The sequence below is a fragment of the Pseudarthrobacter sp. NPDC092202 genome (assembly GCF_044755505.1).
Taxonomy (GTDB): Bacteria; Actinomycetota; Actinomycetes; order Actinomycetales; family Micrococcaceae; genus Arthrobacter.
On sequence record NZ_JBIVRG010000005.1, the window covers coordinates 171,722 to 197,217 of the forward strand.

The following is a 25,496-nucleotide window of genomic DNA, read 5'->3' on the forward strand; positions in this document are numbered from 1 at the left end:
CCGTGGGTGCCCTGCCGCCGGCCTTTCCCGCAGACGACGACGGCGCGCGCCGGCACACGCGCCCGGTGCGCCTGCTCATTGCCGGCGCCGGGGCCAGAGGTGCGGCCTACGCCCGGCTTGCTGCTGCCACCGGCCGGGCCACCGTGGTGGGCCTTGCGGAACCCCGCGCTGAGCTGCGCGGCCGGCTCGCAAACGAGCTCGGGATACCGGACGGCGGGGTATTCGATACCTGGCAGGCAATGCTGGAATCCCGGCTGCCGGCCGACGGCATCATCATCGCCACGCCGGACCGTGACCATGCAGGTCCCTTTGTGGCAGCCGCAGCCCACGGCTACCCGATCCTCCTGGAAAAGCCCGTCGCCGTCGACCCCTCCGGCTGTGCCGACCTTGACCGCATCAGCCGCGAAACCGGCACCCGGGCAACGGTCTGCCATGTGCTTCGATACACCCCGCTGACGGTCCTGCTAAAGCGGCTCCTGGCCGGCGGTGCGGTGGGCCGGATCATCTCCGTCCAGCACCTGGAACCAGTTGGCTTCTGGCACTTCGCGCATTCCTACGTCCGCGGGAACTGGCGCCGCGAGGAAAACTCCAGTCCATTCCTGCTGGCCAAGTGCACGCACGACGTCGACTGGCTCTCCTTCATCATCGGCAGCAGGCCCATGCGGGTGTCCTCCTTCGGGCGGCTGGCACACTTCCGTCCCGAGGGGGCGCCGGAGGGAGCAGGCCGCCGCTGCACCGACTGCCCGGCTGAGCCGCGCTGCCCGTACTCTGCGCTGAAGATCTACGGCGCCGGGCGGCCGGCGAACGGCGGCAGGCCGGACCCCGCACGGGCGTACTTCGCCGACGTCGTGGATCCCGGAGGTACCCCGGAATCACTGCTGCAGGCCCTGGCCACCGGCCCCTACGGCCGCTGCGTCTACTTCTCGGACAACGACGCCGTTGACCACCAGGTGGTGAACATCGAATACGAGGACGGCACAACCGCCGCCTTCACCGCCACCGCGTTCACAGCCGCGGGCCCCCGGCGGACCCGCATTTTCGGGAGCCACGGCGAGATCACCATCGAGGCCGGAGCCATCTCCGTCTACGACTTCCTGACGGGAACAACCACCGTCCACCCTGTTCCGGCCGCTATTGCGCAGGTCCGGGGCGAAAAACACGAGGGCGGCGACCGCGGCCTCATCGCCGCCTGGGTTGCCGCGCTCGCCGGCGGCGACTGGTCCGGGGTGGTGTCCGGACTGGACGAGTCCCTGGTCAGCCACGCCGCCGTGTTCGCCGCCGAGGAAGCACGCCGTAACAGTGCCGTTGTGGACGTCGGGCGCTTCAGCCTTAGCCAGTGACCTCATCGATGGACACGACGGCCAGGAAGCCGCGGCCCAGGATCTCGGGGGAGCCGCTGTCCGAGCCCACCACGGCGTCATAGCGGTCCAGGGCCACCGGCCCTGGTCCTTCGGTCCCTGTTGCGGTCCCTGCCTCAGCCCCGTCGGTGGCTGTGGCCTGGCCCTGCAGCAGGACACCCAGCTGGCCGGCGAAAAGGGGATGGGCCCGTTTCTTCGAGAGTTCGATGATGGACGTAAAACCCTTGAACTTCCCCGCCCGGGTGATGACGTTCAGGTTCCGCACGTCTCCTGTGGGAAGAGCGCAGGTGGTGCTGGCTTCGCCGGAAAACCGGAACGCACGGTACTTTTCGAGGGGATGTTCAGCACCGTCCACGGTGAGCAGCAGGAGCTCGCCCTCAACCACGGTGAGCACCCGTTCCATGCCGGGGAATGGCGAGAAGTCCCCGGCTTTGCTCACCTCGGCGATGCTGACCCGCCAGTCCCACCCGCCGTTGTGTCCGGTGCCGGGTCCGGAGGCTGCGCCGGGATGGCCGGCAATCTGGCGGGTCACCCCGCCGCCGTTGCGCCAGGGTTCGGGTTTGAGGTCGGCAAAGCGGATGATCTCCATTTGCCCAGCCTAGTTGCCCGCCCCACAGGCAGGAGCAGGCAGCCGGTGTCGGCAGCTCCCATCCTTCCCTGCTACTCTCCTCCGGGGGGACAACACGAAAACAGCCTGAAGGAGCCGGGAATGTTCGTCAAAGTGTGTGGTCTCAGCACGCCAGAAACTGTTCGCGAAGCTGTGGACGCCGGTGCGGATGCGGTGGGTTTCGTCCTCACCGCCAGCCCCCGCGTCGTCTCGCCCTCGCAGGCATCGGCCCTGCTGGCGGAGGTGCCGGAACAGGTTTTGCCGATCGGCGTGTTCCGCGACGAGCCCGTTGTTGACGCCGTGGCCATCGCCCGCGCCGCCGGGCTGGAATGGATCCAGCTGCACGGCACGCGCACCCCCGGGGATGTTGCCACCGTGCACGACGCCGGCATGAAGCTGGTCAGGGCCGTCACCTTGGGTGCCACGCCCGAGGAGCTCGCGGACTGGGGTGAGGACCTGCTCCTGATCGACGCCGCCGTTCCCGGCTCGGGTGAGGCCTGGGACTACGCCTCCGTGGCCGAACTTCCCGTCCTCCAGGGCCGCAACTGGCTGCTGGCCGGCGGCCTGGATCCGGAGAACGTTGGGGCAGCGTCAGCTGCGGCCCACGCCTGGGGAGTGGACGTTTCTTCCGGTGTTGAGGTTTCCCGCGGCGTCAAGGACCTGGCCAAAGTCCGGGCTTTCGTACAGGCAGCGAAAGCCGAATCCAGGGTCTAGCCCAGCACTCCTCCAGCCTGCCTTCCTGCGACTCGTGTTTTCGTTTTCGACGCGCATGTTCACAAGCGCGGCCCGTATTCCGGGTGCGCCAACGAATATGCGGCTCGAAACTGAATGTGCGCGTCGCCCCGACGGTGCAGAGTTCAGGGGCAGCTCAGGGAAGCCCCTGAGCTGCCTGCCGGAGACTCCGGGTCACAATGGATAGATGAAGACACTGCTCAACATCATCTGGCTTGTTTTTGTCGGGTTCTGGCTCGCGCTGGGTTATTTCGCGGCCGGTGTCATCTGCTGCCTGCTGATCATCACCATTCCCTGGGGCATTGCCTCGTTCCGGATCGCCGCATACACGCTCTGGCCCTTCGGCCGGACGGTGGTGGACAAGCCGGGCGGTACCGGCGTCTTCCCGCTGCTGGGCAACGTGATCTGGTTGCTGGTGGCAGGCATCTGGATCGCGATCGGGCATGTGGTCACCGCTTTCGCCATGGCGGTGACCATCATCGGCATCCCGCTGGCCATCGCCAACCTGAAGCTCATTCCGGTGTCCCTGATGCCGCTGGGCAAGCAGATCGTGCCCACCAGCCAGCCGTTCGTCTCCACCTACCGGTAGGCAGGAGCTGCGAAATATGTACAGCGTCAGCGGGGACTGAAGACCCCGTTGACCAGCAGGGCCACGGCGTCGCTGCAGTCCAGTTCGGCGGCGATATCGACGTCGGCCCCGTAACCCCCGCCGGCGAGTTCACGGCCGCTGGAACAGCCGTGGAGCATCTCGCGCAGGCGCGGCTCCGCTGCTTCAAAGGCGGCCATGGCAGCCACCGCCTCCGGGGAATAGCCGTGCCGGCCGTCTTCGGGTTCATACCCGCCCTTGCCCGCGGCCACCAGGCCGGCGATGAACGCGCCTGCGCCGATCTGGTCTTCCACGGCGGGGCGGAGGCAGCCGCCGGGCCAGCGCTCCCCGGCGGCGACCACCGCGATGACGGCATCCGCGGGGAGGTTCGCGGCCACCCACTCCGCGGTGGCAGCGGCGTTGCGGAGGCTCACGGCGGCGACCAGCGGGACGTCGCCGGCCAGGTCGTGGCACAGTGCGGAACCGTTCGGTGACGGCAGGACCACCCGCTCCAGTGATTCCGCGGCCCGGAAGCTCGCGGGGGAGAGGCTGAGGCCGCCCCCGTCGCGGGGACCGGCCAGCTGGGCGCCGTGGTGTGCGGCGAAGTCCTCGGCACTGGTGTCCTTCCAGGGAAAAGGGAATACCTCCGCGCCCCGGTCCAGGGCAACGCTGACGCACGTGCTGAAGGACAGGACGTCCACCACTACGGCAAGGTCGGCGCCGGGCGCTACTGTCCTGGCGCCGTCGAGCCCCCACTCCATCCGGACCGTGAAGGGCAGTTGCCGGTGCGCTGCGCTTGCTGTCACTGTGTGGCGGGGGTTGGAGGGGGACGCGTTCACGCCAGTTCGCCTTTCAAGTTGCGGTGCGCGGCGTCCAGCCACAGCTCCTTTGCCCTGCCGCTGTGGAACAGCGGATCCAGTTCCAGCAGGCGGCGCACGGCGGCGGCGCGTCCGGCTGCGAAGTCGGCGTCGCCGATGTGCGCGTAATCCTGGCGGACGGCGGCAACGTAGCGCGCGTACTCCGCAGGTTCCCCGCCCAGGACGGAAAGGTCGGCGTCGCAGAGGAGGGCGCCGTCGTCGTCCCCTTGTCCCGGCCGGTGGTCCGAGGTCAACCGGACAAGCCGCCCCACCTCATACGCCTCCGCCTCCGGAAGTCCGGCCGCCAGCAGGCGCTCTTCGGCAAGGCGGGCGGACTCCTCCTCGTCCTGGCCGGCCACCCCGCGGTAGACGGCGTCGTGGAACCAGGCCGCCAGCAGGACCATGCGCGGCGGGTCGGCGGGATCGGTGAGCAGGTCGAGGGATTCGAGGACCTGCAGCAGGTGGGTGCAGCCATGATAGTGGCGGTGCGGTTCGCTCCAGCGGTCCAGGAGGTCCAGGAAGAGGGCGTCGTGGCCGGGCATGACCGTATTCCAGCGGTTCAGCAGCGGAACCTTCAACGATTTGTTGCGCTGGCGGGCGGGGATGCGGAGGCCGCTGGCGATCAGCTTGCGGACCAGGATCCGGGCTTCGACGGGAACAGCACCGGCCGCCACCAGGTCCTCGAAGCGGCGCTCCGGGACGTCGTAGTGGTCGCCGTCGAACGCCCGCTCCGGAATGCCGGCCGCAGCTGCAAACACGTGCAGCTCCTCCAGCGACTCATCCGAAACGAGGTGGGAGAAGTGGGTTCCGTGCGCAGGCCACAACGGCGGGTCGATGAAGATGGCCATGGGGGAAGTCTAGTGGGGCTATGCCGTGCGGCGGCGGTGCGCTCCTGCCCGGTTACGTGTTGGCGACAGCCGGTTTACGCACCGGCCCGCCGTCTGATCCGGCGTGTCGGGGCAGGCAATTGGGCGGGAACGCACGCCGGGTCAGGAAGCGCACCGGCCGAGGAAGGGCAGCGGCCCAACAGTCCGTGGAGGTCACCAGTACGAAGAACGTGCATCCGGAGCTGCGGCAATAAACTCCTGCATCTTCCGCAACTGCGGACTAGAGTTGCCCCATGACGATTATTCGCGTGGCGGAGGCCGCCCGGTTCCTGGGCGTCAGTGACGATACCGTCCGCCGCTGGACGGAAAACGGGAGCCTGACGCCACGCAGGGACGAGGCCGGCCGGTTGGCGGTGGACGGCCTGGAGCTGGCCCGGCATGCACAGAAGCTGGCGCAGCTGCCGGACGATCCGCACCGCACCGGCAGCTCGGCCCGCAACCGGTTCGTTGGCTTGGTCACCAGCATCACCGCAGACAAGGTCATGGCCCAGGTGGAACTGCAGTGCGGGCCTTTCCGGGTGGTGTCGCTGATGAGCACCGAGGCCGTGCGGGAGATGGGGCTGGAGCCCGGCTCAGTGGCCACCGCGGTGGTCAAGGCCACCACGGTCATCATCGAAACGCCGCGGGGCAAGGCGCCGTGACGCAGACACGAAAACTGACGGCGCTGCTGACGGCGGTACTGATGACCTGCATGCTGGCCGCGTGCGCCGGAGGTGGCGGCAGTACGCTCACTGTGTTTGCGGCGGCCTCGCTCAAGGGCAGCTTCACCGAGATCGCCGAACGCTTCGAAGGGGAGAATCCGGGCACCACCGTCGCCCTCAGCTTCGCGGGGTCAGCGGACCTGGCCGCCCAGGTCAGCCAGGGGGCGCCCGCGGATGTTTTCGCAGCGGCGGATGCCGGCACCATGGAAATGGTGCAGGACGCTGGCCTGGTGCACGGCGAACCCCGCGTTTTGGCCACCAACACCCTGGCCATCGCCGTCCCGGCAGGAAACCCGGCCGGCATCAGCTCCTTCGCGGACCTGGCCAGGACCGGAACCAAGCTTGTGGCCTGCGCCAGGCAGGTGCCGTGCGGGGCAGCTGCGGCCCGGGTGGCAGCCAGCACCGGGACTGCGCTCAGCCCGGTCAGCGAGGAAAATTCGGTGACGGACGTCCTGGGCAAGGTCATCTCCGGGGAAGCGGATGCAGGGCTGGTTTACGTCACGGACGTCCGGTCAGCCGGCGGCAGAGTGGAGAGCGTCCCGTTCCCCGAGGCTGCCGCTGCCGTGAACCCCTATCCGGCGGCCGTGCTGGCCGGCAGTGGCAACAAAGCCGCGGCCACTAAGTTCCTGGAATTCGTAGCCGGACCCGAAGGCCAGGAGGTCCTGGCGGCGGCCGGCTTCGGACCGGGGACCACATAATGCGTACTGCACCAAGGGGCGGCAGATGAATGGCTGGCAGCCGGCCCGCAACGGGTATACCGGCGTTCCCCGCTGGCTGTATGCCCTTGCAGTCCTGGCGGCACTGGTGGTGGTCCTCCCGCTCGTGGCCATGGTGGCGCGGGTCGACTGGGCCAACTTCATCCCCTTGGTCACCTCCGGCCCAGCCCTGGCAGCGCTGGGCCTGAGCCTCCGCACGGCCGCGGCCAGTACCGCCCTCTGCATCGTGCTTGGGGTCCCGCTTGCGGTGGTCCTGGCCCGCGGCACGTTTCCCCTGCTGGGGATCCTGCGCGCGCTGGTGCTGCTCCCTTTGGTCCTGCCGCCGGTGGTGGGCGGCATCGCGCTCCTGTACACGTTCGGCCGGCAGGGACTCCTGGGCGGGACGATCGAGGTGCTGGGACTGCAGATCGCGTTTTCAACCACTGCCGTGGTGCTGGCCCAGACGTTCGTGGCCCTGCCGTTCCTGGTGGTCAGCCTCGAAGGCGCCCTCCGGACCGGCGGCCAGCGCTATGAGGCGGTGGCAGCGACGCTCGGGGCATCGCCCGGGACCGTGTTCCGGCGCGTCACGCTCCCGCTGGTCCTGCCAGGGCTGGCCTCCGGGGCGGTCCTCTCCTTCGCCCGGAGCCTCGGGGAGTTCGGTGCCACGCTGACGTTCGCGGGCAGCCTGCAGGGGGTGACCCGGACCCTGCCGCTCGAAATCTACCTGCAGCGCGAGACTGACCCGGACGCCGCCGTCGCGCTTTCCCTGGTGCTGGTGGCCGTAGCCATCGCGGTGGTGGCCCTGGCCTACCGGCGCCCGGGCGGGAAGGTGCGAAACCAGCAGGCTTCGGGGGAGCGGCCGACGACGGCTGCCGGCGCAGGCGGTGGCGTCCAGTGACGTTCTCGTTCAAGGCAGCCGTGGAAAGGCGCGGTTTCGACGCCGCCCTTTCGCTCGGCCCCGCGGAGACGGTGGCAGTGATGGGTCCCAACGGCGCCGGCAAGTCCACCCTGCTCTCGGTCATCGCCGGGCTGGTGCGGCCGGACAGGGGTGAGGCCCAGCTGGACGGCCGGACCTTGTTCCGCCTGGGCGAAGGGCAGCCGCGGTGGACCGCTCCCCATCGCCGCGGGACGGCGCTGCTGGCCCAGGAGCCGCTGCTGTTCCCGCACCTTACCGCCGCCGAGAACGTGGCCTTCGGCCCGCGGAGCGCGGGGACGCCGAAACGCCAGGCACTGCAGCAGGCGGTGCGGTGGCTCGCCGACGTTGAAGCCGGGGACCTTGCGGACCGCCGTCCCGCCGAACTCTCCGGCGGACAGGCGCAGCGCGTGGCGGTGGCCCGTGCGCTCGCGGCGGATCCCGGGCTTCTCCTCCTGGACGAACCGATGGCCGCGCTGGACATCCATTCGGCCCCGCTGCTCCGGCGCCTGCTCAAGCGCATCCTGGCGGACCGGCAGGCCATCATCATCACCCACGATGTCCTGGACGCCCTGATGCTCGCCGACCGGGTGGTCATCCTGGAAAACGGCCGGATTGCAGAGGAAGGCCCCACCCGGCAGGTCCTGCAGAAGCCGCGCAGCGCGTTCGCGGCCGGGCTGGCCGGCCTCAATTTCGTCATCGGAACGGCTGCAGGGGACGGCATCCTGACCGGCCAGGGCCTGCACATTGCCGGGCACAGCGAGGACCCGGTCCCCGCCGGCCGGCCCGCCGTGGCCGTGTTCCCGCCGTCGGCCGTTTCGGTGTTCCTCACCGCCGCCCACGGCAGCCCCCGGAACTCCTTCCCGGTGTGCATCACGGACCTGGAGCCGCATGGGGACCAGGTCCGTGTGCGGGGCGGCGGGCTGGCGGCTGACATTACGCCGGCCGCCTTGACGGATCTGGGGCTGCTGCCGGGAATGACGGTGCACCTGGTGGTCAAGGCCGCGGCAGTGTCCGTCTACCCGCTGTAAGGGCCGAGCCTAGGGCCAAACCGCCGCCATACAGGACTAGGGTCTGTCGCCTCTGTCGGCCGCCGCGTGGAGCTGTTTCGCTGTAGGCAAACAGTCGTCAGGAACGACACAAAACCAAAGTTGAGCGTAGTAGACTCAAGTTAATAAAAACTGCCCCCGGAAGGAGCTCTCTTTGGACGTCAAATTCACCACCAAGAGCCAGGAGGCTCTCTCGGCTGCGGCCATGAACGCCTCCACGGCCGGAAACCCGCAGGTTGAGCCGGCCCACCTGCTCAAGGCGCTGATGGACCAGCGTGAAGGCGTCGCCGTGGCGCTGCTCCGCGCCACGGGCGCGGACCCGGACTCCGTCAGCGTGCAGGCGAGCAGCGCCATCAAGGCGCTTCCGGCCACTTCAGGCGGATCCAGCCAGCAGGCGCAGCTCTCGCGCCCGGCACTGCAGGCCATCCAGAATGCCAAGGAGGAAGCGGATCGGCTGGGCGATACCTTCGTCTCCACCGAGGTCCTCCTCCTGGGGATCTCGGCCGGCAACGATGCCGCGGCCCGCCTGCTGCGCGACGCCGGCGCCTCCCACGAGGCGCTGCTCGCCGCCCTGCCGGGTGTCCGCGGCGACGGCAAGGTCACCAGCCCGGATCCGGAAAACACCTTCCAGTCGCTGGAAAAGTTCGGCACGGACCTGACCGCCATGGCCCGCTCCGGCAAGCTTGATCCCGTGATCGGCCGGGACGCGGAAATCCGAAGGATCGTCCAGGTCCTGAGCCGCCGCACCAAGAACAACCCCGTGATCATCGGCGAGCCCGGCGTCGGCAAGACCGCCGTGGTGGAGGGCCTGGCCCAGCGGATCGTGGCCGGGGACGTGCCGGAGAGCCTGCGCGGCAAGACCCTTATCGCCCTGGACCTGGCATCCATGGTGGCGGGCGCCAAGTACCGCGGCGAGTTCGAGGAGCGGCTCAAGGCAGTCCTGGAGGAGATCAAGAACTCCGAGGGCCAGATCGTGACGTTCATCGACGAGATCCACACCGTGGTGGGCGCCGGCGCCACCGGCGACTCATCCATGGACGCCGGCAACATGCTCAAGCCCATGCTGGCCCGCGGCGAGCTGCGGCTGATCGGTGCAACCACCCTGGACGAGTACCGGGAAAACATTGAAAAGGACCCCGCCCTGGAGCGCAGGTTCCAGCAGGTGTACGTGGGCGAGCCGAGCGTGGAGGACACCATCGGCATCCTCCGCGGCCTGAAGGAGCGGTACGAGGCGCACCACAAGGTGACCATCGCGGACGCCGCCCTGGTGGCAGCCGCGACGCTCTCCAACCGCTACATTTCCGGCCGCCAGCTGCCGGACAAGGCCATCGACCTGGTGGATGAGGCAGCGTCCCGGCTCCGCATGGAAATCGACTCGGCGCCCGAGGAAATCGACCAGCTGCAGCGGCTGGTGGACCGGCTCACCATGGAGGAGCTGGCCCTCCAGGACGAAAAGGACGCCGCGTCCGTTGAACGGCTGGCGGCGCTCCGGGCGGACAAGGCGGACAAGGAAGAGGAGCTGAACGCCCTCAAGGCCCGCTGGGAAGCCGAAAAGGCGGGACTGAACCGCGTGGGCGACCTCAAGGCAAAGCTGGATGAACTGCGCAGCGCCTACGACAAGGCCGCCCGCGAAGGCGACCTGGAAACGGCCTCCCGCATCCTCTACGGCGAGATTCCTGCCCTGGAGCGCGAGCTGAGCGCTGCCGCGGAGGCCGAGGCCGCCGTCGTGGACAAATCCACGCAGATGGTTGCCGAACAGGTGACCGCTGACGACATCGCCGAGGTCATCTCCGCCTGGACCGGCATTCCGGCCGGGCGCATGCTGCAGGGCGAGAGCCAGAAGCTGCTCCACATGGAGGAGGAACTGGGCAGGCGGCTGATCGGCCAGGCAAAGGCCGTCACGGCAGTCTCGGACGCCGTCCGGCGCGCACGGGCCGGCATCAGCGACCCCAACCGCCCCACCGGATCATTCCTCTTCCTGGGGCCCACCGGCGTCGGTAAGACCGAGCTGGCCAAGGCGCTGGCGGACTTCCTGTTCGACGACGAACGCGCCATGGTGCGCATCGACATGTCCGAGTACGGCGAGAAGCACTCCGTGGCCCGGCTGGTGGGTGCGCCTCCAGGGTACGTAGGGTACGAGGAAGGCGGCCAGCTCACCGAAGCCGTCCGCCGTCGACCCTACTCGGTGGTGCTGCTGGACGAGGTGGAGAAGGCCCATCCGGAAGTCTTCGACATCCTCCTGCAGGTGCTCGACGACGGCCGGCTCACCGACGGGCAGGGCCGCACCGTGGACTTCCGCAACGTGATCCTGGTGCTGACCTCCAACCTGGGCAGCCAGTTCCTCGTTGACCAGACCCTGGAGGCGGACGCCAAGCGCAACGCCGTCATGGCCACCGTCAACGCATCCTTCAAGCCGGAGTTCCTGAACCGGCTGGACGAGGTGGTGCTGTTCGATGCCCTCACCGTCGAAGAGCTGGCGCACATCGTGGAGCTGCACGTGGACGAACTGGGCCGCCGCCTCCACGACCGACGCCTTACGCTCGAGGTGACGGAGGGCGCGCGGGCCTGGCTCGCCCTCTCCGGGTTCGATCCCGCCTACGGTGCCCGCCCGCTGCGCCGCCTGGTGCAGCGCGAGATCGGCGACCGCCTGGCGAAGGCCATCCTGGCCGGCGACATCAGCGACGGCGACACGGTGCTGGTGGACACGGCAGCGGACGTCGGGGAACTCACCGCAGCCGGAACCGACCTCCCGGCCGCGGAAGGGCGCAGCAGCGGCCTCTCCGTCCGCCGCAAGGACTAGGCCGACCGGAAGGACAAGAAGGCAGGCGTGCTGCCCTGGCGGTGTGGCCGCTAGGGCAGCACGCTTGCGTTGATCACGTTGCCGCCGGGCGCCGTCACGTAGCAGTCCACCCTGCGGTCCCCGGATTCCCAGCTGGTGGTGCTCGGGAAGCTGCGCTCGTAGTTGAGGTCGTAGTCGTTCGCGGCCGGTCCCAGCCGGGCAGCCTGGCACGCTTCGAGCGCCTTGGCCTTCAGTGCCTCGGCGCCGGGATACGAATCATCCTCCGGGTACCGGAACAGCGCCACGAGTTGGGCCGAGTGGCCGGTGTCGCATGCCACCACGGTGGATGCCAGTGCCTCGGGATCGAAATCCTTGAAGCAGTCGCCCAGCGCAAATTCTGCGGGCGGGACCCCCTCGCGCGGCAGGGGCAGCGCTGTGGCGGGAGGCGTCACCGTGGTTTCCAGCACGCCCGCACCGCCGCTCCCGGAAGTTTCCGGATCCTGGTTGGAGTTCAGCCACAGGGCAAGCCACACCAGGGAGCCGATGACCGCCAGCAGCACAACGACGAACACTGCTATCCACAGCATCCGCCCGTTGACCCTCCCGGGGCGCCCTGCAGGTCCGGCCTGCGGTTCCATGCGCGGGTGCAGGACCGGTTCGGCTGCGGGTGCAGGCATGCGCGGCAGGCCAGCCGTGGGCGGCGAGGCCGGCTTGGGCGGGACGTCCTGGTGGTTCACGTAGTGCATCCTCCTGGTTCTCTGCGCAGCGGCCGGACAGCCCGCTGCCCGGATATCAACAGATGTTTTAGCGACTCTACCGAAGAAAAAAGCGGGAAACCCGCGGTTTGGCGCCCTGATGGTAACCCACGCCACCTTCGGGGGCCGCGCGTGGCAAGCGGGGGCAGTCGAAAGCATGTAATCTAGGTGTACGACAAATTGACCAAACATTCCGGGGCCTCACCTACGCCAAGGTGACCACCTCCGGTCCAAGTACAAAAGGGGGTCACGCCATGGGGCGCGGCCGTCAAAAGGCAAAAGCTACCAAGCAGGCTCGGGACATCAAGTACTACTCCCCGAACACTGACTACTCGGCACTTCAGCGTGAGCTGACGGGCCCGGGCAGTCGTGCGACGAGCCATTATGCGAATGAGCCAGTCGAACCTGACTATTCGGCTTATGTGGATAAGTACGCGGATGATTTGGAAGAAGACGACGACGAGGTGGACACCCGTCGGATCGGCTAGTTGTCGCAAGGTGCTGTTGCCGTAACGGGGCAGCCCTGGTGACGCCGCAGCACCAGTGGACCCAGTACATGGATCCTGGTCTTTGGACCAGTGCAGCGCTTCTTTTCGGCTCCCGGTCCCGTTGGACCGCAGGGGTTGACTTCAGTTATTGGGCCCGCTGCCCGCACCGGAAACGGAGCAGGCAGCGGGCTTTCTGCTGCTATTTGGCATCAGGGGTATCCGCACGGCGTAGCCCGTTCCCGGAAACGCCGGCTGGGACCTCTCGCGCCGGGGCCGCACGCGGCCGGGCAGGCCTGACATCCCGGCCGGTACCGGCCAGGCTGACGGCGAGCACCGAGGCGAGGACCAGCGCTGACGCCGGGGCCAGCACAGCCCACGGTGCCCGCTCGACGTAATTGATGCCTTCGGCCAGGATCAGTCCCCACTCCGGTGACGGCTGCTGGGGACCCAGGCCCAGGAAACCCAGCGCGGCCAGGGCGAGCGCGATGCCCGGCAGGCGGAGCATTGCGTGGCGGAGCAGTGGTTGCGCAACGGCAGGCAGGATGTAGCGCAGCATAATCCGGGCACGTCCCACCCCAAGCACCGGCAGGATCTGCACATAAGGCTGTGCCCTGGCCTCCTGCGCCAGCGCTGCCGTATGGGCCGCCAGCGGAGCCCAGCTGACTGCCGCGACGGCAAGGGCAGCCCCGTGTGCTGAAGGGCCCATGAGTGCCGCCACCACCAGGCCGGCCAGGATGGGCGGCGCGGCATTGGTGACCTCCAGGGGGCCGGCGGCAGCAAGCGGGAACAGCCCGACGGCGATCCCCACTGCCAGGCACACCAGGACCACCAGGAGCGCGGTACCCAGGGTTCCCACCGCACCGTGCCCCACCCGTGCCAGCAAATCGCGTCCGCTTGCATCGGCTCCAAAGGGAAGCGACCACCCGGGTACTGCCAGCCTGCTGTGGGCGGAGGTGTAGGGATCTCGCAGCAGTCCCGCCCCGATGATCAGCAGCAGGGCGGTGGCGGCTGCGGCTGGCACAGCCAGCGCTCTCCGGTTCCGTGCGCGGGAGGGCGCAGGCAGGGGGAGCGTGCCAAAGCGGACGGCGGGTCCCAGCAGCAGGTAACGCAATGCTGTGGATACTGTCCCCACCGCCAGCGCCAGGCCCATCAGTGCCAGCATGCCTGCCTGCAGGGTGGGAATGTCCTGGGCGCTGGCAGCACCAAGCAGGGCGCGTCCCAGCCCGGGTATGGCATAGACCTTTTCCACGGCCACCGCACCGCCGGTCAGGCCGATCAGGACCAGCCCGATCTGCGGCAGGACTGCGGGCAGCGAACGCCGGAGGACGGCGGCAGTGAGGCGGGCAGGACCGGCACCGGCGAGCCGCCAGGTTGCCACCCAGCTTTCGCTGAACCCTGCGCGAAGGGCGTCGGAGAGCAGCAGGCCTATCAGGCCTCCGGCGGGAATGCCGAGCGCGAGTGCCGGCAGCACGGCATATTCCGGGCCCTTCCACCCGAAGGGCGGGAACCACTGGAGCCAGATGCTCCCCGCCACCAGCAGCACGGCTGCGAGCAGGAACTCGGGAAGCGAGGTGAGGGCAGCAGAGAATGCTCCGGATGCCGGTCTGCGCCGCTGGCGTATACCGTCCGTGACGGCGGGGATGCACGTCAGCAGGGTAATCAGCACTGCAACGGCGATGGCAAAATCCATCAGCGTGACTGAGACGGCCAAGGCTGCCGTGATACCCGGGCCCACAGCGGTGTTGCTGATCCAGGACGTCCCCAGGTCACCGGAGAATACGCCGCGGGCCCACGCAGACAGGATCGCCACCGGGCCCTGGTCCAGGCCCAGTTCGGCGCGGATGGCAGCCAGCGCCTCCGGGGTGGGTTCCCGGTCCGAGTACCGGGCGCGGAGGATGGTGTATTCAGCCCCGCGCCCGGAGAGCCACGGCAGCAGGCCGATCAGGCCCACGAGCCCCACCAGGGCGGCCATCCGGGACGCGGTGACTTTGATGAAGGCGGCGGCGGGCATTACTTCGGGGATTCGCCGGTGAGGCCTGTTCGGCTGGAGAGCAGCGCACGTTCGCGCGGATCCCGCTCCACCCCGCGGATCCGGCTGGACTCGCCTTGGATGACACGCTCGTGGAGCAGCGGGATGGCGGCATCGCGGGCCAGGATAAGGCTCTCTGCCGCTGCAATGGCTGAGCGGCGTTCCGGTCCTGCGGGAATGCCCGCAGCCTTTGCCAGTGCATCGTCCACCGCCGGATCGCAGAACTGCGAGATGTTGAACGAACCGGCGCAGGAGAAGTCGCTGTACAGGTAGGCCACGGGATCACCGGAATCAAGGACGGTGGCGCGCGAGAGGATAAAGGCGTCGAAGGCGCCCGCCAGGGCATCCGACTCGATGTGCTGGTACTCCCGGACATCCTGTTCCACGGTGAAGCCGGCAGCCTCCAGCTGCTGCTCCAGCTGGACGGCTACTTCCGGGAGTTCGGCGCGGTCCGTGAAGGTGCCCAGCCGGATGGGAGTCCCCTTCACTGCGGTGGCGGCAACCCTGCCGGCCAGCGCCTCCATGTAGGAGTCGCTGGTGCGTTCCCCGGCAGCCCAGGGCAGCGCAGGCCCAAGGAGCCCAGACGCCTGGTCCGCACGTCCCTCATAGACCCTGTCCACGATTGTGCCGGCGTCGATGGCGCTGCGTGCCGCGGCACGGACGGCGGGGTCGGCGAAGGGGCCTGACTTGGTGTTGAGGTACAGGGTGTTGGTCCGCGGCATGGGAACCTCATGCACCAGGGCAGGGTCGATCCGGGCCACCTGTCCCACCGGGATGGCCTCGACGACGTCGGCGCTTCCGGTCCGGAGCGCCGCAGCCCGCGCGGTTCCGTCCGGAACGAACTGGACATCCACGCCCGGCGCTTCTGCCTTCTCGCCCCAGTAGTCGTCGAAGCGGTCCAGCCGCGCCGAGGAGGTCCCGTTCACCGACACCAGGCGGTAGGGGCCGGTTCCGGCATTCACCGGGTCAATGACGCCGCCCTCCTTGTACGCCGCGGAGGCAAAGACTGCCAGCTGCGGGCTGGAGAGCCGCTGGGGGAGCAGCGGATCGGGCGTTGCCGTCCTGACGATCACGGCGTCCTTTCCATCGGTCTCGGCGGTGAGTTCTACGCCGTCGAGGATCCTCGGTTTGGGGCTGGCCTGGGTTGCGGCCCTGATGGACGCGGCCACCTCCGCCGGGGTCAGGTTCGTGCCGTCGTGGAACATGACGCCCTCCCGGACGGCGAACCTCCAGGCTGTCCCGTCCACTTGTTCCCACCCGGTAGCCAGCGCCGGCTGGGCCTCACCCAGCTCATCCAGGACCACCAGCGTCTCGGCGGTCTTCCAGCGCGCGTGCTTAAAGGCATCATCGCTCAGCGGCGTCAGCCCGGACCGGGGCGGCTGCATCATGGCCAGCTGGATCCGGGCAGACGCTGCGCCGGACCCGGCCGCCTGGCCTGTTCCGGCCGCGAAACATCCGGTCAGGCTTGTTGCCAGCAGCACGGCGGAGAGCGCGACGATGCCTGATTGGGGTCGTGAAAGTGGCACGGAAGATACCTGTTCTCTTGTTGTTTGGTTAGCTCGGTGGGGCGCAGTGCCCTGCTTAGGGTTTGGCGGGAAGCAGCCTGGAAAGTCCGACGGCGGGAAGCGCCGTGAGTGCCGCCAGCAGCACCCAGGGCCAGGCGGCGGCAGGTCCCGGCTGGGCGGCTCCCGCGTACAGCGGTCCCAGGGCAACGTTGCCCAGCAGCACGGCACAGCCGCCCATGCTTGCGAGGAGGCCGTAGTAGATTCCGGTCCGGCGGCCGCGGGCAAAGTCCAGGACCAGGGGCATGGCCACAGGGCCGATGCACATGTGGGCCAGGCATAGCCCCACCACGAGCACCAGTGGCGGCAGGAGCTGCAGGGTGCCCGTGGCCTGGAACTGGGCGAGCACGGCCATCGTGCCGAAGGAAAGGCCCTTGAGGACGAATCCGGCCGTGAGGGCCCGCCCTGCGCCCAACCTTGTTGTCAGCCGGGAGATGGGCCATTGCAGTGCAACGGTCATGAGGGAGGCGACGGCGAACAGCCCGGCCAGCGCCCCGGGGCCCGCGCCGGTTCTGCCCAGCTCAATGGGAAGGCCGAAGTAGAGCTGGTTGTAGGCAAGGAGGTTCACGCTGTAGAGGGCGGCGAACGCGACGAAGCGCCTGTCCTGCAGCATGGCAGCGATTCCTTCGGTCCGCCGGGCGGCTGGCTTTGGCGGGACGGCGGGTTCCCCCATGGCCGGCGTGTTCCGTGGAGGTTCCGCAGGCACGCCGTGCCACAACACGCCGGTCATGACGGCGAAGACCGCCGCCCCGGCCAGGGCTGCCCAGCTGAAGGAAATGCCCAGCAGCAGCGCACCCAGCAGGGGCCCCGCCACGGCTCCGATTTCGCCGCAGATGGCGAGCAGCGCAAAAAGCGCCGGTGCCTTCCCGCTGGTGCCCCGCCGTCGTTCTTCCGCCTTCCCAACCAGCGATTCCAGCGCCGGGGAGAACAGGGCGCCACCCATGCCGGTGAGGACGGCACCGAGGAGGAACAGCGGAAAGCTGCCCGCCATGGCCAGCGTGAGGTAGCCCGAAACCCGGACCAGGCAACCCGTCAGCATGGCCCTCCGCGGTCCCCACCGGTCCGTGATCATGCCGCCCACCAAAAATAGGCCCTGCTGGCTGAAGACGCGCGCGCCCAGGACGATTCCCACGGCTGTTGCCGCCAGGCCGAAGTCGCGGGTCATCACCAGGGCCAGGAACGGCACCACGGCATAGAAGCCGATGTTGAAGACCAGTTGGCTGGCCAGGAGCAGGGCGGGGGCGGGATGCTGCGCCGCAGCCGTACGCCCTGCCATCCCTACCGCCATCATGGGGTCCCGGCCGGGACGTCGCGGAAAATCTGGATCGCTTCTGAGGCCTGCACCAGCTCAGCCCCCTCGGGGCTTTCCGGGCTGTCAAGCACCCGGCGGGTGGGTCCGTGCTCCACGATGCGGCCCTGCGAGAGGACGGCGGTGGTGCCGCAGATCCGGGCGGCAGTGGTGAGATCGTGGGTGACCAGGAGCAGCCCCAGCCCGTCCTCGCGCACCAGGCTGCTGAGCAGCGACAGGACGGTGTCCCGCAGGGGAAGGTCCAGGCCGCTGACGGGTTCGTCCGCCAGCAGGTAGGCGGGCCGCACTGCCAGCGCCCTGGCGATGGCCACCCGCTGGTTCTGTCCGCCGGACAGCTCCCCGGGCCGGCGGTCCAGCAGCGCTGCCGGCAGCTCGACGCGTTCCAGCGCCTCGCGCAGGAGGGCCCGGTGGTTTCCTTCCACCCGAAGCTGGCGCAGAGGTTCCTCCAGCAGCCGGGCGACACTCATGCGCGGGTCAAGGCTGCCGGCCGGGTTTTGCGGGATGTACTGCACGGCCTGCCGGTACCAGCGCAGGGACCGCGCATTGCCGGACTTTACCTCGCGCCCGCCCAAGGCCACGGTCCCGGCGCTCGGCCTTGCCAGAGCCAGGAGGACGCGGACCAGGGTGGATTTGCCGGAGCCCGAGCTTCCCACCAGTGCAGTTCCGGTGCCCGGTGCCAGGTGGACGCTGACGTTGTGGAGTACGTTCAGGGGCGTGGTGTTGCGGAAGCGGGCGGCAGGATAGGCGAAGGAAATGCCGTCCGCCGCGAGTGCCCCGGTCACGCCGCCACTGCCGTTCCTGTTGCTGAACGTGTCGCCGTGGTTGCCGCCGGCGGCAGCTCCGTCGACCGTAAGGCGGCCTGCACCAGGCGCACGGTGTACGGATGCCGGGGGTTGCGCAGCAGGTCCGCCATGGGAGCCTGTTCCACGATCCGTCCCGCCTCCATCACCAGGGCCCGCGTGCAGAGTGAGGCGGCTGCGGTGAGGTCATGGGTGACGAAAAGGAGGCTGCGGCGCTCAGTGCTCCACATTCGGAGGGTCTCCAGGACGGTATTTTGCGTGACGGCATCAAGGGCAGTGGTGGGCTCGTCAGCTACCACGACGGAACTGCCGCACGCCAGCGCGAGCGCAATGCAGATTCGCTGCAGCTGTCCGCCGGACAGCTGGCCCGTGTATCGCGGCAGGATTCGGGCGGGTTCGGTGATGCCCGCCTGCGCCAGCAGCCGGCCGGCTTCAGCTTTTGCCTTTGCGCGGCTGTATCCAGCGGAGCGCAGCGGGATGGCGAGCTGCCGGCCGATTGGAACCAGGGGGTTGAGGGCGGTTGCCGGGTCCTGGCGGATGAGTGCGGCGTGGCCGCTTCCCGATCCCGCCGCGAAGGTGATGCTGCCAGTGGCCATGATTCCGTCGGGAAGCGAGCCGGCCAAAGCGGCGGCCGTGAGCGACTTGCCCGATCCTGAGGCACCCAGCAGGGCAACGCGCTCACCAGCCTCTAAGGAAAATGTCAGGGGATGCACAAGCTGCCGGCCGCCGCTCGAGAGCGCGAGGGCCGTCACGGACAGGGCGGGTGCAGGCATGGACGTCATTTCATGTGAGGACTGATGGGTTGAATCACATGCTATCAATAATCATTCGCATTAGAGAATTGTTGATGGAACGCCGGGCGGTACTGAGCGGAAGTGCGAGTATCCCGCAACGCGCCCAAGAGCCCCGGCCGAATGGCCGGGGCTCTTGGGGATGGAACATTACAGGGGAGGCGCTACCTGCGGCGGCCCCCTGGTCCCTGTAAGACCTGCGCTACTTGTTGTTGACGATAGTGACGGGTCCGGTCACGGTGTCGCAGACGGTCCGCTCGGTGCCGGTGGCGTCTACTGCTTCGCCGAGAACGGCGATTGATCCGATGTCAGCGACGTCGCAAAGCGTTGCCGCGACGCTGGCGGCCACGTTGACGTCCACCGCATCCTCGATGGTGATATCTCCCACCGTGACGCTCACGAGGCCATCATTCAGTGTGGTGTTATCTGCCGCCTGCGAGGGTCCGGCAACGGCGCCCAGCAGGAACAGGCTTCCAGCGGCTGCGGCGGTGGTCTTCTTAAGAACTGACATAGTTTTCGCTCCCTTGATATCTGCCCGGGTGCCCCTGTTCAGTGGTCCGTACGTGCTCCTGGACCACCTGGCGGCCGCGCTGATGCACGGTGCAGGGGCGGGCTTCTCTGTGGTTGCTTCTTCTGGCTTCCGCCGGTTCGGCGGGGAAGGCGGTTCGGCCGGGTGGGCGCCCAGGCGCCGGTGGTTTCCGGCGGGGCATCAGGCCTTGGAATGGCCCGGCTGACTGTCTCTCATGCACTTCCACTTAAGACACTAATGCTAAGTATGCTTAGTAGTCAAGGGGAGGGCGCTGAAAGCCTTCCCGTTAAACGCATCGAGTGCTCCGTATCAGCCGTTCTGAAGCGTCAAAACGGCATACGGAGCACTCGATAAAGGATTTATGCGTAGGCGTTAACCATGCTGACCGCGCCGCCGTCCACGCCCTTGGCTCCCTGCACGTAATCCGGCCCGGACTTCAGGATCGAATCCGAATCCTCGGTGACCGTGCCCATAACCCAGGACGGCAGTCCGCGGTCGTTGAGGCGGGCAACAGCCGCATCTGCCGCTTCGGGGGACACGATGGCCACCATGCCCACGCCCAGGTTCAGCGTGCGCTCGAGGTCGGCCATTGGGACGTTGCCCAGTTCGGACACCAGCTTGAAGATGGCCGGAAGTTCCCAGGTGGAGCGGTCCACAGTGGCCACGAGGCCCTGGGGGAGAACGCGGGCCAGGTTGGCGGCCAGGCCGCCGCCGGTGACGTGGCTGAAGCCATGCACCGCGGACGAGCCCGTAACGGGGAACGTGCGTGCAAGGTCCAGGCAGTCCGCTGCGTAAACGCGGGTGGGTTCAAGGAGTTCCTCGCCCAGCGTGCGGCCCAGCTCCGAGACCTGGCGGTCCAGTGCCCAGCCGGCGTGGTTGATGACACGGCGGACCAGGGAGTAGCCGTTGGAGTGGAGGCCCGACGAGGCCATGCCGATCACGACGTCGCCTGCACGGACGCGGTCCGGTCCCAGCAGGTGGTCTGCCTCGATAACGCCGGTGGCAGCTCCCGCGACGTCATACTCGTGCTCGCCCAGCAGGCCGGGGTGCTCAGCAGTTTCGCCGCCCACCAGGGCGGTTCCGGCCACGGAGCAGGCGGCGGCAATGCCACGGACAATGTCGGCGATGCGCTCGGGCACCACCTTGCCGCAGGCGATGTAGTCCGTCATGAACAGCGGCTCTGCGCCCACAACCACGATGTCGTCCACCACCATGCCCACAAGGTCGAACCCGATGGTGTCGTGGATGTCCATGGCCTGCGCGATGGCCACCTTGGTGCCCACGCCGTCCGTGGAGGTAGCCAGCAGCGGCTTCTTGAAGGTAAGCAGCCTGGAGACGTCGTAGAGGCCAGCGAAGCCGCCCACCCCGCCGACCACCGAGGAGTTATGGGTGGCCTTGATGGCACCCTTCATAAGCTCGACGGCGCGGTCGCCGGCTTCAACATCGACGCCCGCGGACGCGTAGGTGATGCCGGCAGTGTTCCCGGAGGTGTTGCCGGAGGCGGGGGCAGCGGAAGTCATACGGACTCTTTCTTGTCGGCGCCGGGGGTGGTGGCTACGTGGTGGGTCTCTGGCACGAGGTCGGCTTCGGTGAGCAGGTTTTCAAACTCGGAGTCCGGCCCGGGATCGCAGCCGGTGGCGCCGGCCTTCTCTGCCGGGTCTTCGTGGGAGTCGACGGAGAGGGCGGCGGTGGAGCCGGGAAGGGCGGACGGTGAGGGCTTCAGCCCGCCGAGGTCCTTGCGTTCCAGCAGGTTCTTGCCCAGCTTGTCCGAGCCCGGAAGCTCGATGGGGTACTTGCCCGTGAAGCAGGCGGTGCAGAGGCGCTCACGCGGCTGGCGGGTTGCCCCGATCATGCCGTCTTCGGAAATGTAGGCCAGCGAGTCGGCGCCAATGGCCTGGGAGATTTCCTCGATGGTGGCGCCGTTGGCAATCAGCTCGGCGCGGGAAGCGAAGTCGATGCCGTAGAAGCAGGGCCACTTCACGGGCGGGGACGAGATCTTGACGTGGACGGCGGCGGCGCCGGCCTCCCGGAGCATCCGGACGATGGCGCGCTGGGTGTTGCCGCGGACGATCGAATCATCCACCACCACCACGCGCTTGCCGCGGATGACGGATTCAAGGGCGTTGAGCTTGAGCCGGATGCCGAGCTGGCGCAGGGTCTGCGAGGGCTGGATGAAGGTGCGGCCCACGTAGGAGTTCTTGACGAAACCGTGCGCGAACGGAATACCGGATTCCTCGGCGTAGCCCACGGCTGCGGGTGTTCCCGATTCCGGAACGGGGATGACGATGTCCGCCACCTGGGTGTTTTCGCGGGCCAGCTGGCGGCCCATCTCCACCCTGGACTCGTACACGGAGCGGCCGGCGATGGCGGCGTCCGGGCGGGCAAGGTAGACGTACTCGAAAACGCAACCGGCCGGCGTCGGCTCTGCAAACTTCTGGGACCGCACACCCTGCTCGTCAATGGCGATGAACTCGCCGGGCTCGATCTCCCGGATGAAGCTTGCGCCCACAGTGGCCAGGGCGGACTGCTCGGAAGCCACAACCCAGCCGCGCTCCAGGCGGCCCAGCACCAGCGGGCGGATGCCGTAGGTGTCGCGCGCCGCGTAGAGGGTGCCTTCATCCATGAAGACGAAGCAGAAGCCGCCCTTGATCTTGGGCAGCAGCTCGGTGGCGGTTTCCTCGAGGCTCTTGCCCGGCTCGCCCTCCAGGAGGGCGGTGACCAGGGCGGTGTCGGAGGTGTTGCCCTGCTTCATTTCGCCGGTGAGCTGGCCGCCGTTCCGTTCCTGGATCATGGCGTTCAGTTCGGCGGTGTTGGTGAGGTTACCGTTGTGCGCCAGGGCCACGGTTCCGGTGCTTGTTGCGCCGAGGGTGGGCTGGGCGTTGGCCCAGTGGCTGGCTCCGGTGGTGGAGTAGCGGCAGTGTCCCACCGCCAGGTGCCCGGTCAGGGTGTTCAGCGTGGTCTCGTCGAAGACCTGGGAAACGAGTCCCATGTCCTTGTAGACGTTGATCCGCTTGCCGTCGCTGGTGGCAATACCAGCCGACTCCTGACCGCGGTGCTGCAGTGCATACAGCCCGTAATAGGTAAGTTTTGCTACTTCTTCACCTGGTGCCCAAACGCCGAAGACGCCACAAGCGTCCTGCGGGCCTTTTTCGCCGGGGAGAAGATCATGGGAAAGTTTTCCATCGCCGCGTGCCACTGGTCGATTATCTCACGACATGGGGTACGACTTTTCCGGCCGCCGGTTTATGACCGTGCTAGGGCTGGAGGTCCGTGTCCGGCTCGGAATCCGGCACGGCTTCAACGACGGCCCGCTGCTGCCGCCTGATGCTCCGGCGGTCCAGGACCAGCGCCAGTACCGCGCCGAGGATCGCACCGCCGCCGGCGAACAGCACCAGGAAGAAGCCAAAGACGGCCCCGGCGTCGAAACTGGGGTTCGCGGGAACCGCGTAGGCCACCACAGCCGCCGCCGCGATACCCACCAGTGCGCCGAGGATGAGGAACGGCACGTACTTGGGCGCGCGGCGGACATTGACTTCGCGGCGCTCGGCTGGGGGTTGTTCAGAAGGCATGCGTTAAGCCTACTGCCGGAGTTTTTGTCCACGTAACGGCCGTTGCAGAGCAGGCTTCGGCTCGATAAACGGACAAAAACTCCAGTGCCAGTTCAGCTGCCGCGGTAGGTGGAGTAGGCAAACGGGCTGAGCAGGAGGGGCACGTGGTAGTGCTCGGGGCCGGTCACCTCGAACACCAGGTCCACCTCGGGGAAGAACGTGGCGGTCTGCAGGCCTGCGTAATAGTCCCCGGTGGCGAAGTTGAGCTTGTAGTGCCCGGGTTCCAGCTGCTCCGGGCCAAGGTCCTTGGCGCGGCCGTCGGCGTCGGTGGTGGAGTCGGCAAGGTGGCGCCAGGTGCCGCCGTCGTTTTGGTAAAGCACGACGGCGACCCCCGCCGCCGGGCGTCCGGCACCTGTGTCGAGGATGTGGGTGGTGACGTGGGAGACGCTCATTCGGTGATCAGTCCTTCCAGCCGCAGTACGGCGATTTCGCGCAGCTGCTGCGCCACGATGGTGTCTTCCTCGGCCGGCGTGTTGGTGAGCCGTTCATTCAGGACCCGGAGGATTTCGGGGGCGGTGCGGCCGGCGGCGCGGATCAGGAAGACCCTGCCGAACTTGTCCTCGTAGTCCCGGTTGCCCCGGGCCAGGGCCTCGGTGAGGGCGCTGTCCGTAGGATCCACCCCGGCCTGCTCGGAACGCGACATGGACGCCTCGGTGGTGGCCGCCGTCGGGCGTTCCCCGATGCGGGGATGGTGTGCCATGGCGGACTCCACCTCGGCGGACGTAAAAGGGCTCGCAGCCTGGGATGCAAAGGCCAGGAGCGAGTCCTTGCTGGCGAACGGGCGGGCGGCGGCGACGGCCTCCACCCAGCGGGCGACGTCGATGCAGGGGCGGAGGGTCTCGGCGGCCCTGATGGGTTCCGCGGAGTTGAATTCGGCGAGCTTCATGCTGGCTGGTCCCTTGGTGAGGTTCTGCTGGCATCCATGGTGACGGCTATGCGGAGGCCGGACTTCCCGGCACCCGGGCGGCGCAACTTCCCGCCACCAAGGCTTCCGCATCATGGAACTGTTATTTCAGCATACGTAATATTCAAAAGCAGGACGCGAGTGGTGTCAAGAAGACTACAACAGCGCTCAGGGCCAGCCGGTATCATCACGGGAGAGCCGGAGGCTCAAGTGGATGATGCTGGGGGGCTCAAAAGAATATGGACGGGACGGCTATGCAAATGCTGACCGATCAGGACGCTCTACGCGAGGCTGGACTGCGGGAGTATGGGCTGGTCCCTTCCGCTGCGGATGAGCTGCCGGTACTGGTGGACGCCTGGACCCGGAGTGCCCTGGACAACCTGGTCCAGCTCGCAGCTTCCCTGTGCGGCGTCCCCTACAGCGTGGTCAATATCATCACCGCGGAGCACCAGCTGCAGATTGCGGCTTTCGGCATTGACCCCGGCATCTGCTCCCGCGAGGACTCGATGTGCGCCAGCGTCTTCCTGAGCCGCAGCACAACAGTGGTTGACGACGCCTCGCAGGATTCCCGCTTCGCCGCCAACCCGTTCGTGACCGGGGAGATCGCCGACGTCCGCTTCTACGCCTCCGTGCCGCTGGAGACCCCGTCCGGGCTTGTGCTCGGTTCGTTGTGCGTCTTCTCCAATGAGCCCGGACGCCCCGGCCCCGGGCAGGTAACGATGCTGGAAATGCTGGCCCAGCAGGTGGTGGAGCTCCTGGAATTGCAGCACCGCACCCTGCAGCTCTCCGACGCCCTGTCCGAGCTGAAGCGCAGCAATGCACTTCTCTCCGAGTTTGCCGGCCGCGTCAGCCACGACCTCCGTGCCCCGCTCACCGCCATCCTCGGGTATGTGGAGCTGGCGGAGGACGATCCGGACATTGCGGCGGACCACCCTTCCGTGGAATATCTGGGGTACGTCGGCAGCAGCGGGCGCCGCATGCTGGGAATGCTGGAGGACGTGCTGGACTATGCCAAGGCGGACGGAGCGCTGAACCGGGAGCGCGTGTCCCTGCTGTCAGTCACGGCGGAGGCTGCGCGGGACCTGGGGGTGGGTTTGGGGGCCGGCAGCGGAATTTCCTGCGAGGACGCGGAACTGTTCGCGGACCGGTCCCAGCTGCGGACCCTGGTGCAAAACCTCCTGGCGAACTCCCTTAACTACCGGAGCGGCTCCCGCCCGGTCCGGGTGGCCGTCACCGCCGACCCCGGACCGCTGGGCGTCACCGTTCACGTGGCAGACAACGGCAAGGGCATGCTGCCGTCAGAGCGGCAGCGGGCCGTGGAACCGCTGGCCAGGCTGAACCGGCCCGGGGACGGCCCCGGAACAGGGCTTGGATTGTCCACCTGCCAGCGCATCGCCCAAGCGCACGGGGGAGAGCTGTCCATCACGGACACCCCCGGCGGCGGAGCTACCGTCTCAGTGCTGTTCCCCTCTAGTGGGCCGATCTCCTAGCGTGCCGGTTACCAAGGAGTTTTTGTCCAGATATGCAGGGTTCCGGCGCCCGAAACCCTGCATATCT

25 protein-coding genes are annotated in these 25,496 nt (G+C 68.0%); 10 read left to right on the plus strand and 15 right to left on the minus strand.

All coding sequences use genetic code 11. The features are described from left to right. Positions 1 to 2: 2 nt before the first annotated feature. Entirely contained in the window at positions 3 to 1,340 is a 1,338-nt protein-coding gene (locus tag ACIQF4_RS10680) for a Gfo/Idh/MocA family protein (protein WP_400516053.1), read from the plus strand. On the opposite strand, the gene ACIQF4_RS10685 is transcribed toward ACIQF4_RS10680, so the two are convergent. Further along, on the minus strand, positions 1,330 to 1,947 hold the full coding sequence (locus ACIQF4_RS10685; protein ID WP_400516054.1) for a HutD family protein: 618 nt from the start codon (positions 1,945 to 1,947) through the stop codon (positions 1,330 to 1,332). The genes ACIQF4_RS10680 and ACIQF4_RS10685 overlap by 11 nt on opposite strands. Before the next feature lie 120 nt (positions 1,948 to 2,067). Between ACIQF4_RS10685 and ACIQF4_RS10690 the strand changes: the two genes are divergently transcribed. Continuing rightward, a complete protein-coding gene (locus tag ACIQF4_RS10690) occupies positions 2,068 to 2,679 on the plus strand; it encodes a phosphoribosylanthranilate isomerase (protein WP_400516055.1) in 612 nt (203 codons plus the stop codon). Positions 2,680 to 2,884: 205 nt separating this feature from the next. Next, positions 2,885 to 3,286: a YccF domain-containing protein gene (locus ACIQF4_RS10695; RefSeq protein WP_400516056.1), complete on the plus strand. Its 402-nt coding sequence runs from the start codon at positions 2,885 to 2,887 to the stop codon at positions 3,284 to 3,286. Between the two features lie 26 nt (positions 3,287 to 3,312). Here the strand turns inward: ACIQF4_RS10695 and ACIQF4_RS10700 are convergent, their stop codons facing one another. Next, positions 3,313 to 4,122: a 2-phosphosulfolactate phosphatase gene (locus ACIQF4_RS10700; protein WP_350005272.1), complete on the minus strand. Its 810-nt coding sequence runs from the start codon at positions 4,120 to 4,122 to the stop codon at positions 3,313 to 3,315. Further along, positions 4,119 to 4,988, minus strand: coding sequence for a DUF4031 domain-containing protein (locus tag ACIQF4_RS10705; RefSeq protein ID WP_400516057.1), 870 nt, complete (start codon positions 4,986 to 4,988; stop codon positions 4,119 to 4,121). Before ACIQF4_RS10705 ends, ACIQF4_RS10700 begins: the two co-directional genes overlap by 4 nt. A gap of 272 nt (positions 4,989 to 5,260) precedes the next feature. Here ACIQF4_RS10705 and ACIQF4_RS10710 point away from each other — a divergent pair, with 272 nt between their 5' ends. The 5 genes from ACIQF4_RS10710 to clpB all read left to right on the plus strand — a co-directional run bounded on the left by ACIQF4_RS10710 (position 5,261) and on the right by clpB (position 11,185). Continuing rightward, positions 5,261 to 5,668 (plus strand): molybdopterin-binding protein, encoded by a 408-nt coding sequence (locus ACIQF4_RS10710; protein WP_400516058.1) that lies wholly within the window; start codon positions 5,261 to 5,263, stop codon positions 5,666 to 5,668. Positions 5,669 to 5,709: 41 nt separating this feature from the next. Further along, entirely contained in the window at positions 5,710 to 6,426 is a 717-nt protein-coding gene (gene modA, locus ACIQF4_RS10715) for a molybdate ABC transporter substrate-binding protein (protein WP_400516078.1), read from the plus strand. Positions 6,427 to 6,451: 25 nt separating this feature from the next. Further along, entirely contained in the window at positions 6,452 to 7,321 is an 870-nt protein-coding gene (locus ACIQF4_RS10720; protein WP_400516059.1) for an ABC transporter permease, read from the plus strand. Beyond that, positions 7,318 to 8,367, plus strand: coding sequence for a sulfate/molybdate ABC transporter ATP-binding protein (locus tag ACIQF4_RS10725; RefSeq protein ID WP_400516060.1), 1,050 nt, complete (start codon positions 7,318 to 7,320; stop codon positions 8,365 to 8,367). Before ACIQF4_RS10720 ends, ACIQF4_RS10725 begins: the two co-directional genes overlap by 4 nt. 172 nt (positions 8,368 to 8,539) lie before the next feature. Further along, positions 8,540 to 11,185 carry an ATP-dependent chaperone ClpB gene (gene clpB, locus ACIQF4_RS10730; RefSeq protein ID WP_400516061.1) on the plus strand — a complete coding sequence of 882 codons (2,646 nt, stop codon included), beginning with the start codon at positions 8,540 to 8,542 and terminating at the stop codon, positions 11,183 to 11,185. A gap of 50 nt (positions 11,186 to 11,235) precedes the next feature. On the opposite strand, the gene ACIQF4_RS10735 is transcribed toward clpB, so the two are convergent. Beyond that, entirely contained in the window at positions 11,236 to 11,910 is a 675-nt protein-coding gene (locus tag ACIQF4_RS10735) for a septum formation family protein (RefSeq protein ID WP_400516062.1), read from the minus strand. 263 nt (positions 11,911 to 12,173) lie between these two features. Here ACIQF4_RS10735 and ACIQF4_RS10740 point away from each other — a divergent pair, with 263 nt between their 5' ends. Continuing rightward, on the plus strand, positions 12,174 to 12,407 hold the full coding sequence (locus tag ACIQF4_RS10740) for a DUF3073 domain-containing protein (protein WP_050053419.1): 234 nt from the start codon (positions 12,174 to 12,176) through the stop codon (positions 12,405 to 12,407). Positions 12,408 to 12,606: 199 nt separating this feature from the next. Here ACIQF4_RS10740 and ACIQF4_RS10745 read toward each other — a convergent pair whose 3' ends face one another. The 11 genes from ACIQF4_RS10745 to uraD form a co-directional block, all read right to left on the minus strand. Further along, positions 12,607 to 14,418, minus strand: a complete 1,812-nt coding sequence (locus tag ACIQF4_RS10745; RefSeq protein WP_400516063.1) for an ABC transporter permease subunit — start codon at positions 14,416 to 14,418, stop codon at positions 12,607 to 12,609. Next, positions 14,418 to 15,962, minus strand: coding sequence for an ABC transporter substrate-binding protein (locus tag ACIQF4_RS10750; protein WP_400516064.1), 1,545 nt, complete (start codon positions 15,960 to 15,962; stop codon positions 14,418 to 14,420). Before ACIQF4_RS10750 ends, ACIQF4_RS10745 begins: the two co-directional genes overlap by 1 nt. A 55-nt stretch (positions 15,963 to 16,017) precedes the next feature. Beyond that, complete coding sequence (locus ACIQF4_RS10755; protein WP_400516065.1) at positions 16,018 to 17,274, minus strand: MFS transporter; 1,257 nt, start codon at positions 17,272 to 17,274, stop codon at positions 16,018 to 16,020. A gap of 11 nt (positions 17,275 to 17,285) precedes the next feature. Further along, the gene (locus ACIQF4_RS10760; RefSeq protein ID WP_400516066.1) at positions 17,286 to 18,089 is read right to left on the minus strand and encodes an ABC transporter ATP-binding protein; all 804 of its coding nucleotides are present in this window, start codon (positions 18,087 to 18,089) and stop codon (positions 17,286 to 17,288) included. Further along, entirely contained in the window at positions 18,086 to 18,880 is a 795-nt protein-coding gene (locus ACIQF4_RS10765; protein WP_400516067.1) for an ATP-binding cassette domain-containing protein, read from the minus strand. The genes ACIQF4_RS10760 and ACIQF4_RS10765 overlap by 4 nt, the downstream gene beginning before the upstream one ends. Before the next feature lie 220 nt (positions 18,881 to 19,100). Further along, complete coding sequence (locus ACIQF4_RS10770) at positions 19,101 to 19,409, minus strand: hypothetical protein (protein WP_350005299.1); 309 nt, start codon at positions 19,407 to 19,409, stop codon at positions 19,101 to 19,103. Between the two features lie 377 nt (positions 19,410 to 19,786). Beyond that, on the minus strand, positions 19,787 to 20,947 hold the full coding sequence (gene purM / locus ACIQF4_RS10775) for a phosphoribosylformylglycinamidine cyclo-ligase (RefSeq protein ID WP_400516068.1): 1,161 nt from the start codon (positions 20,945 to 20,947) through the stop codon (positions 19,787 to 19,789). Then, complete coding sequence (purF, locus tag ACIQF4_RS10780; RefSeq protein ID WP_231453811.1) at positions 20,944 to 22,623, minus strand: amidophosphoribosyltransferase; 1,680 nt, start codon at positions 22,621 to 22,623, stop codon at positions 20,944 to 20,946. The genes purM and purF overlap by 4 nt, the downstream gene beginning before the upstream one ends. 58 nt (positions 22,624 to 22,681) lie before the next feature. Next, positions 22,682 to 22,996: a hypothetical protein gene (locus ACIQF4_RS10785; RefSeq protein WP_400516069.1), complete on the minus strand. Its 315-nt coding sequence runs from the start codon at positions 22,994 to 22,996 to the stop codon at positions 22,682 to 22,684. Positions 22,997 to 23,088: 92 nt separating this feature from the next. Beyond that, entirely contained in the window at positions 23,089 to 23,427 is a 339-nt protein-coding gene (uraH, locus tag ACIQF4_RS10790) for a hydroxyisourate hydrolase (protein WP_350005305.1), read from the minus strand. After that, positions 23,424 to 23,921 carry a 2-oxo-4-hydroxy-4-carboxy-5-ureidoimidazoline decarboxylase gene (uraD, locus tag ACIQF4_RS10795; RefSeq protein ID WP_350005307.1) on the minus strand — a complete coding sequence of 166 codons (498 nt, stop codon included), beginning with the start codon at positions 23,919 to 23,921 and terminating at the stop codon, positions 23,424 to 23,426. Before uraD ends, uraH begins: the two co-directional genes overlap by 4 nt. A gap of 272 nt (positions 23,922 to 24,193) precedes the next feature. Here uraD and ACIQF4_RS10800 point away from each other — a divergent pair, with 272 nt between their 5' ends. After that, positions 24,194 to 25,429, plus strand: a complete 1,236-nt coding sequence (locus ACIQF4_RS10800) for an ATP-binding protein (RefSeq protein ID WP_400516070.1) — start codon at positions 24,194 to 24,196, stop codon at positions 25,427 to 25,429. The last annotated feature ends 67 nt before the right edge of the window (positions 25,430 to 25,496 follow it).

Coding starts and splice junctions, on each gene's coding strand:
- ACIQF4_RS10685 (WP_400516054.1), bottom strand. CDS start 1,947: ATGGAGATCATCCGCTTTGCCGACCTCAAACCCGAACCCTGGCGCAAC.
- ACIQF4_RS10690 (WP_400516055.1), top strand. CDS start 2,068: ATGTTCGTCAAAGTGTGTGGTCTCAGCACGCCAGAAACTGTTCGCGAA.
- ACIQF4_RS10695 (WP_400516056.1), top strand. CDS start 2,885: ATGAAGACACTGCTCAACATCATCTGGCTTGTTTTTGTCGGGTTCTGG.
- ACIQF4_RS10705 (WP_400516057.1), bottom strand. CDS start 4,988: ATGGCCATCTTCATCGACCCGCCGTTGTGGCCTGCGCACGGAACCCAC.
- ACIQF4_RS10710 (WP_400516058.1), top strand. CDS start 5,261: ATGACGATTATTCGCGTGGCGGAGGCCGCCCGGTTCCTGGGCGTCAGT.
- modA (WP_400516078.1), top strand. CDS start 5,710: ATGACCTGCATGCTGGCCGCGTGCGCCGGAGGTGGCGGCAGTACGCTC.
- ACIQF4_RS10720 (WP_400516059.1), top strand. CDS start 6,452: ATGAATGGCTGGCAGCCGGCCCGCAACGGGTATACCGGCGTTCCCCGC.
- ACIQF4_RS10735 (WP_400516062.1), bottom strand. CDS start 11,910: ATGCACTACGTGAACCACCAGGACGTCCCGCCCAAGCCGGCCTCGCCG.
- ACIQF4_RS10740 (WP_050053419.1), top strand. CDS start 12,174: ATGGGGCGCGGCCGTCAAAAGGCAAAAGCTACCAAGCAGGCTCGGGAC.
- ACIQF4_RS10745 (WP_400516063.1), bottom strand. CDS start 14,418: ATGCCCGCCGCCGCCTTCATCAAAGTCACCGCGTCCCGGATGGCCGCC.
- ACIQF4_RS10755 (WP_400516065.1), bottom strand. CDS start 17,274: ATGGCAGGGCGTACGGCTGCGGCGCAGCATCCCGCCCCCGCCCTGCTC.
- ACIQF4_RS10765 (WP_400516067.1), bottom strand. CDS start 18,880: ATGCCTGCACCCGCCCTGTCCGTGACGGCCCTCGCGCTCTCGAGCGGC.
- ACIQF4_RS10770 (WP_350005299.1), bottom strand. CDS start 19,409: ATGTCAGTTCTTAAGAAGACCACCGCCGCAGCCGCTGGAAGCCTGTTC.
- purM (WP_400516068.1), bottom strand. CDS start 20,947: ATGACTTCCGCTGCCCCCGCCTCCGGCAACACCTCCGGGAACACTGCC.
- ACIQF4_RS10785 (WP_400516069.1), bottom strand. CDS start 22,996: ATGCCTTCTGAACAACCCCCAGCCGAGCGCCGCGAAGTCAATGTCCGC.
- uraH (WP_350005305.1), bottom strand. CDS start 23,427: ATGAGCGTCTCCCACGTCACCACCCACATCCTCGACACAGGTGCCGGA.
- uraD (WP_350005307.1), bottom strand. CDS start 23,921: ATGAAGCTCGCCGAATTCAACTCCGCGGAACCCATCAGGGCCGCCGAG.
- ACIQF4_RS10800 (WP_400516070.1), top strand. CDS start 24,194: ATGCAAATGCTGACCGATCAGGACGCTCTACGCGAGGCTGGACTGCGG.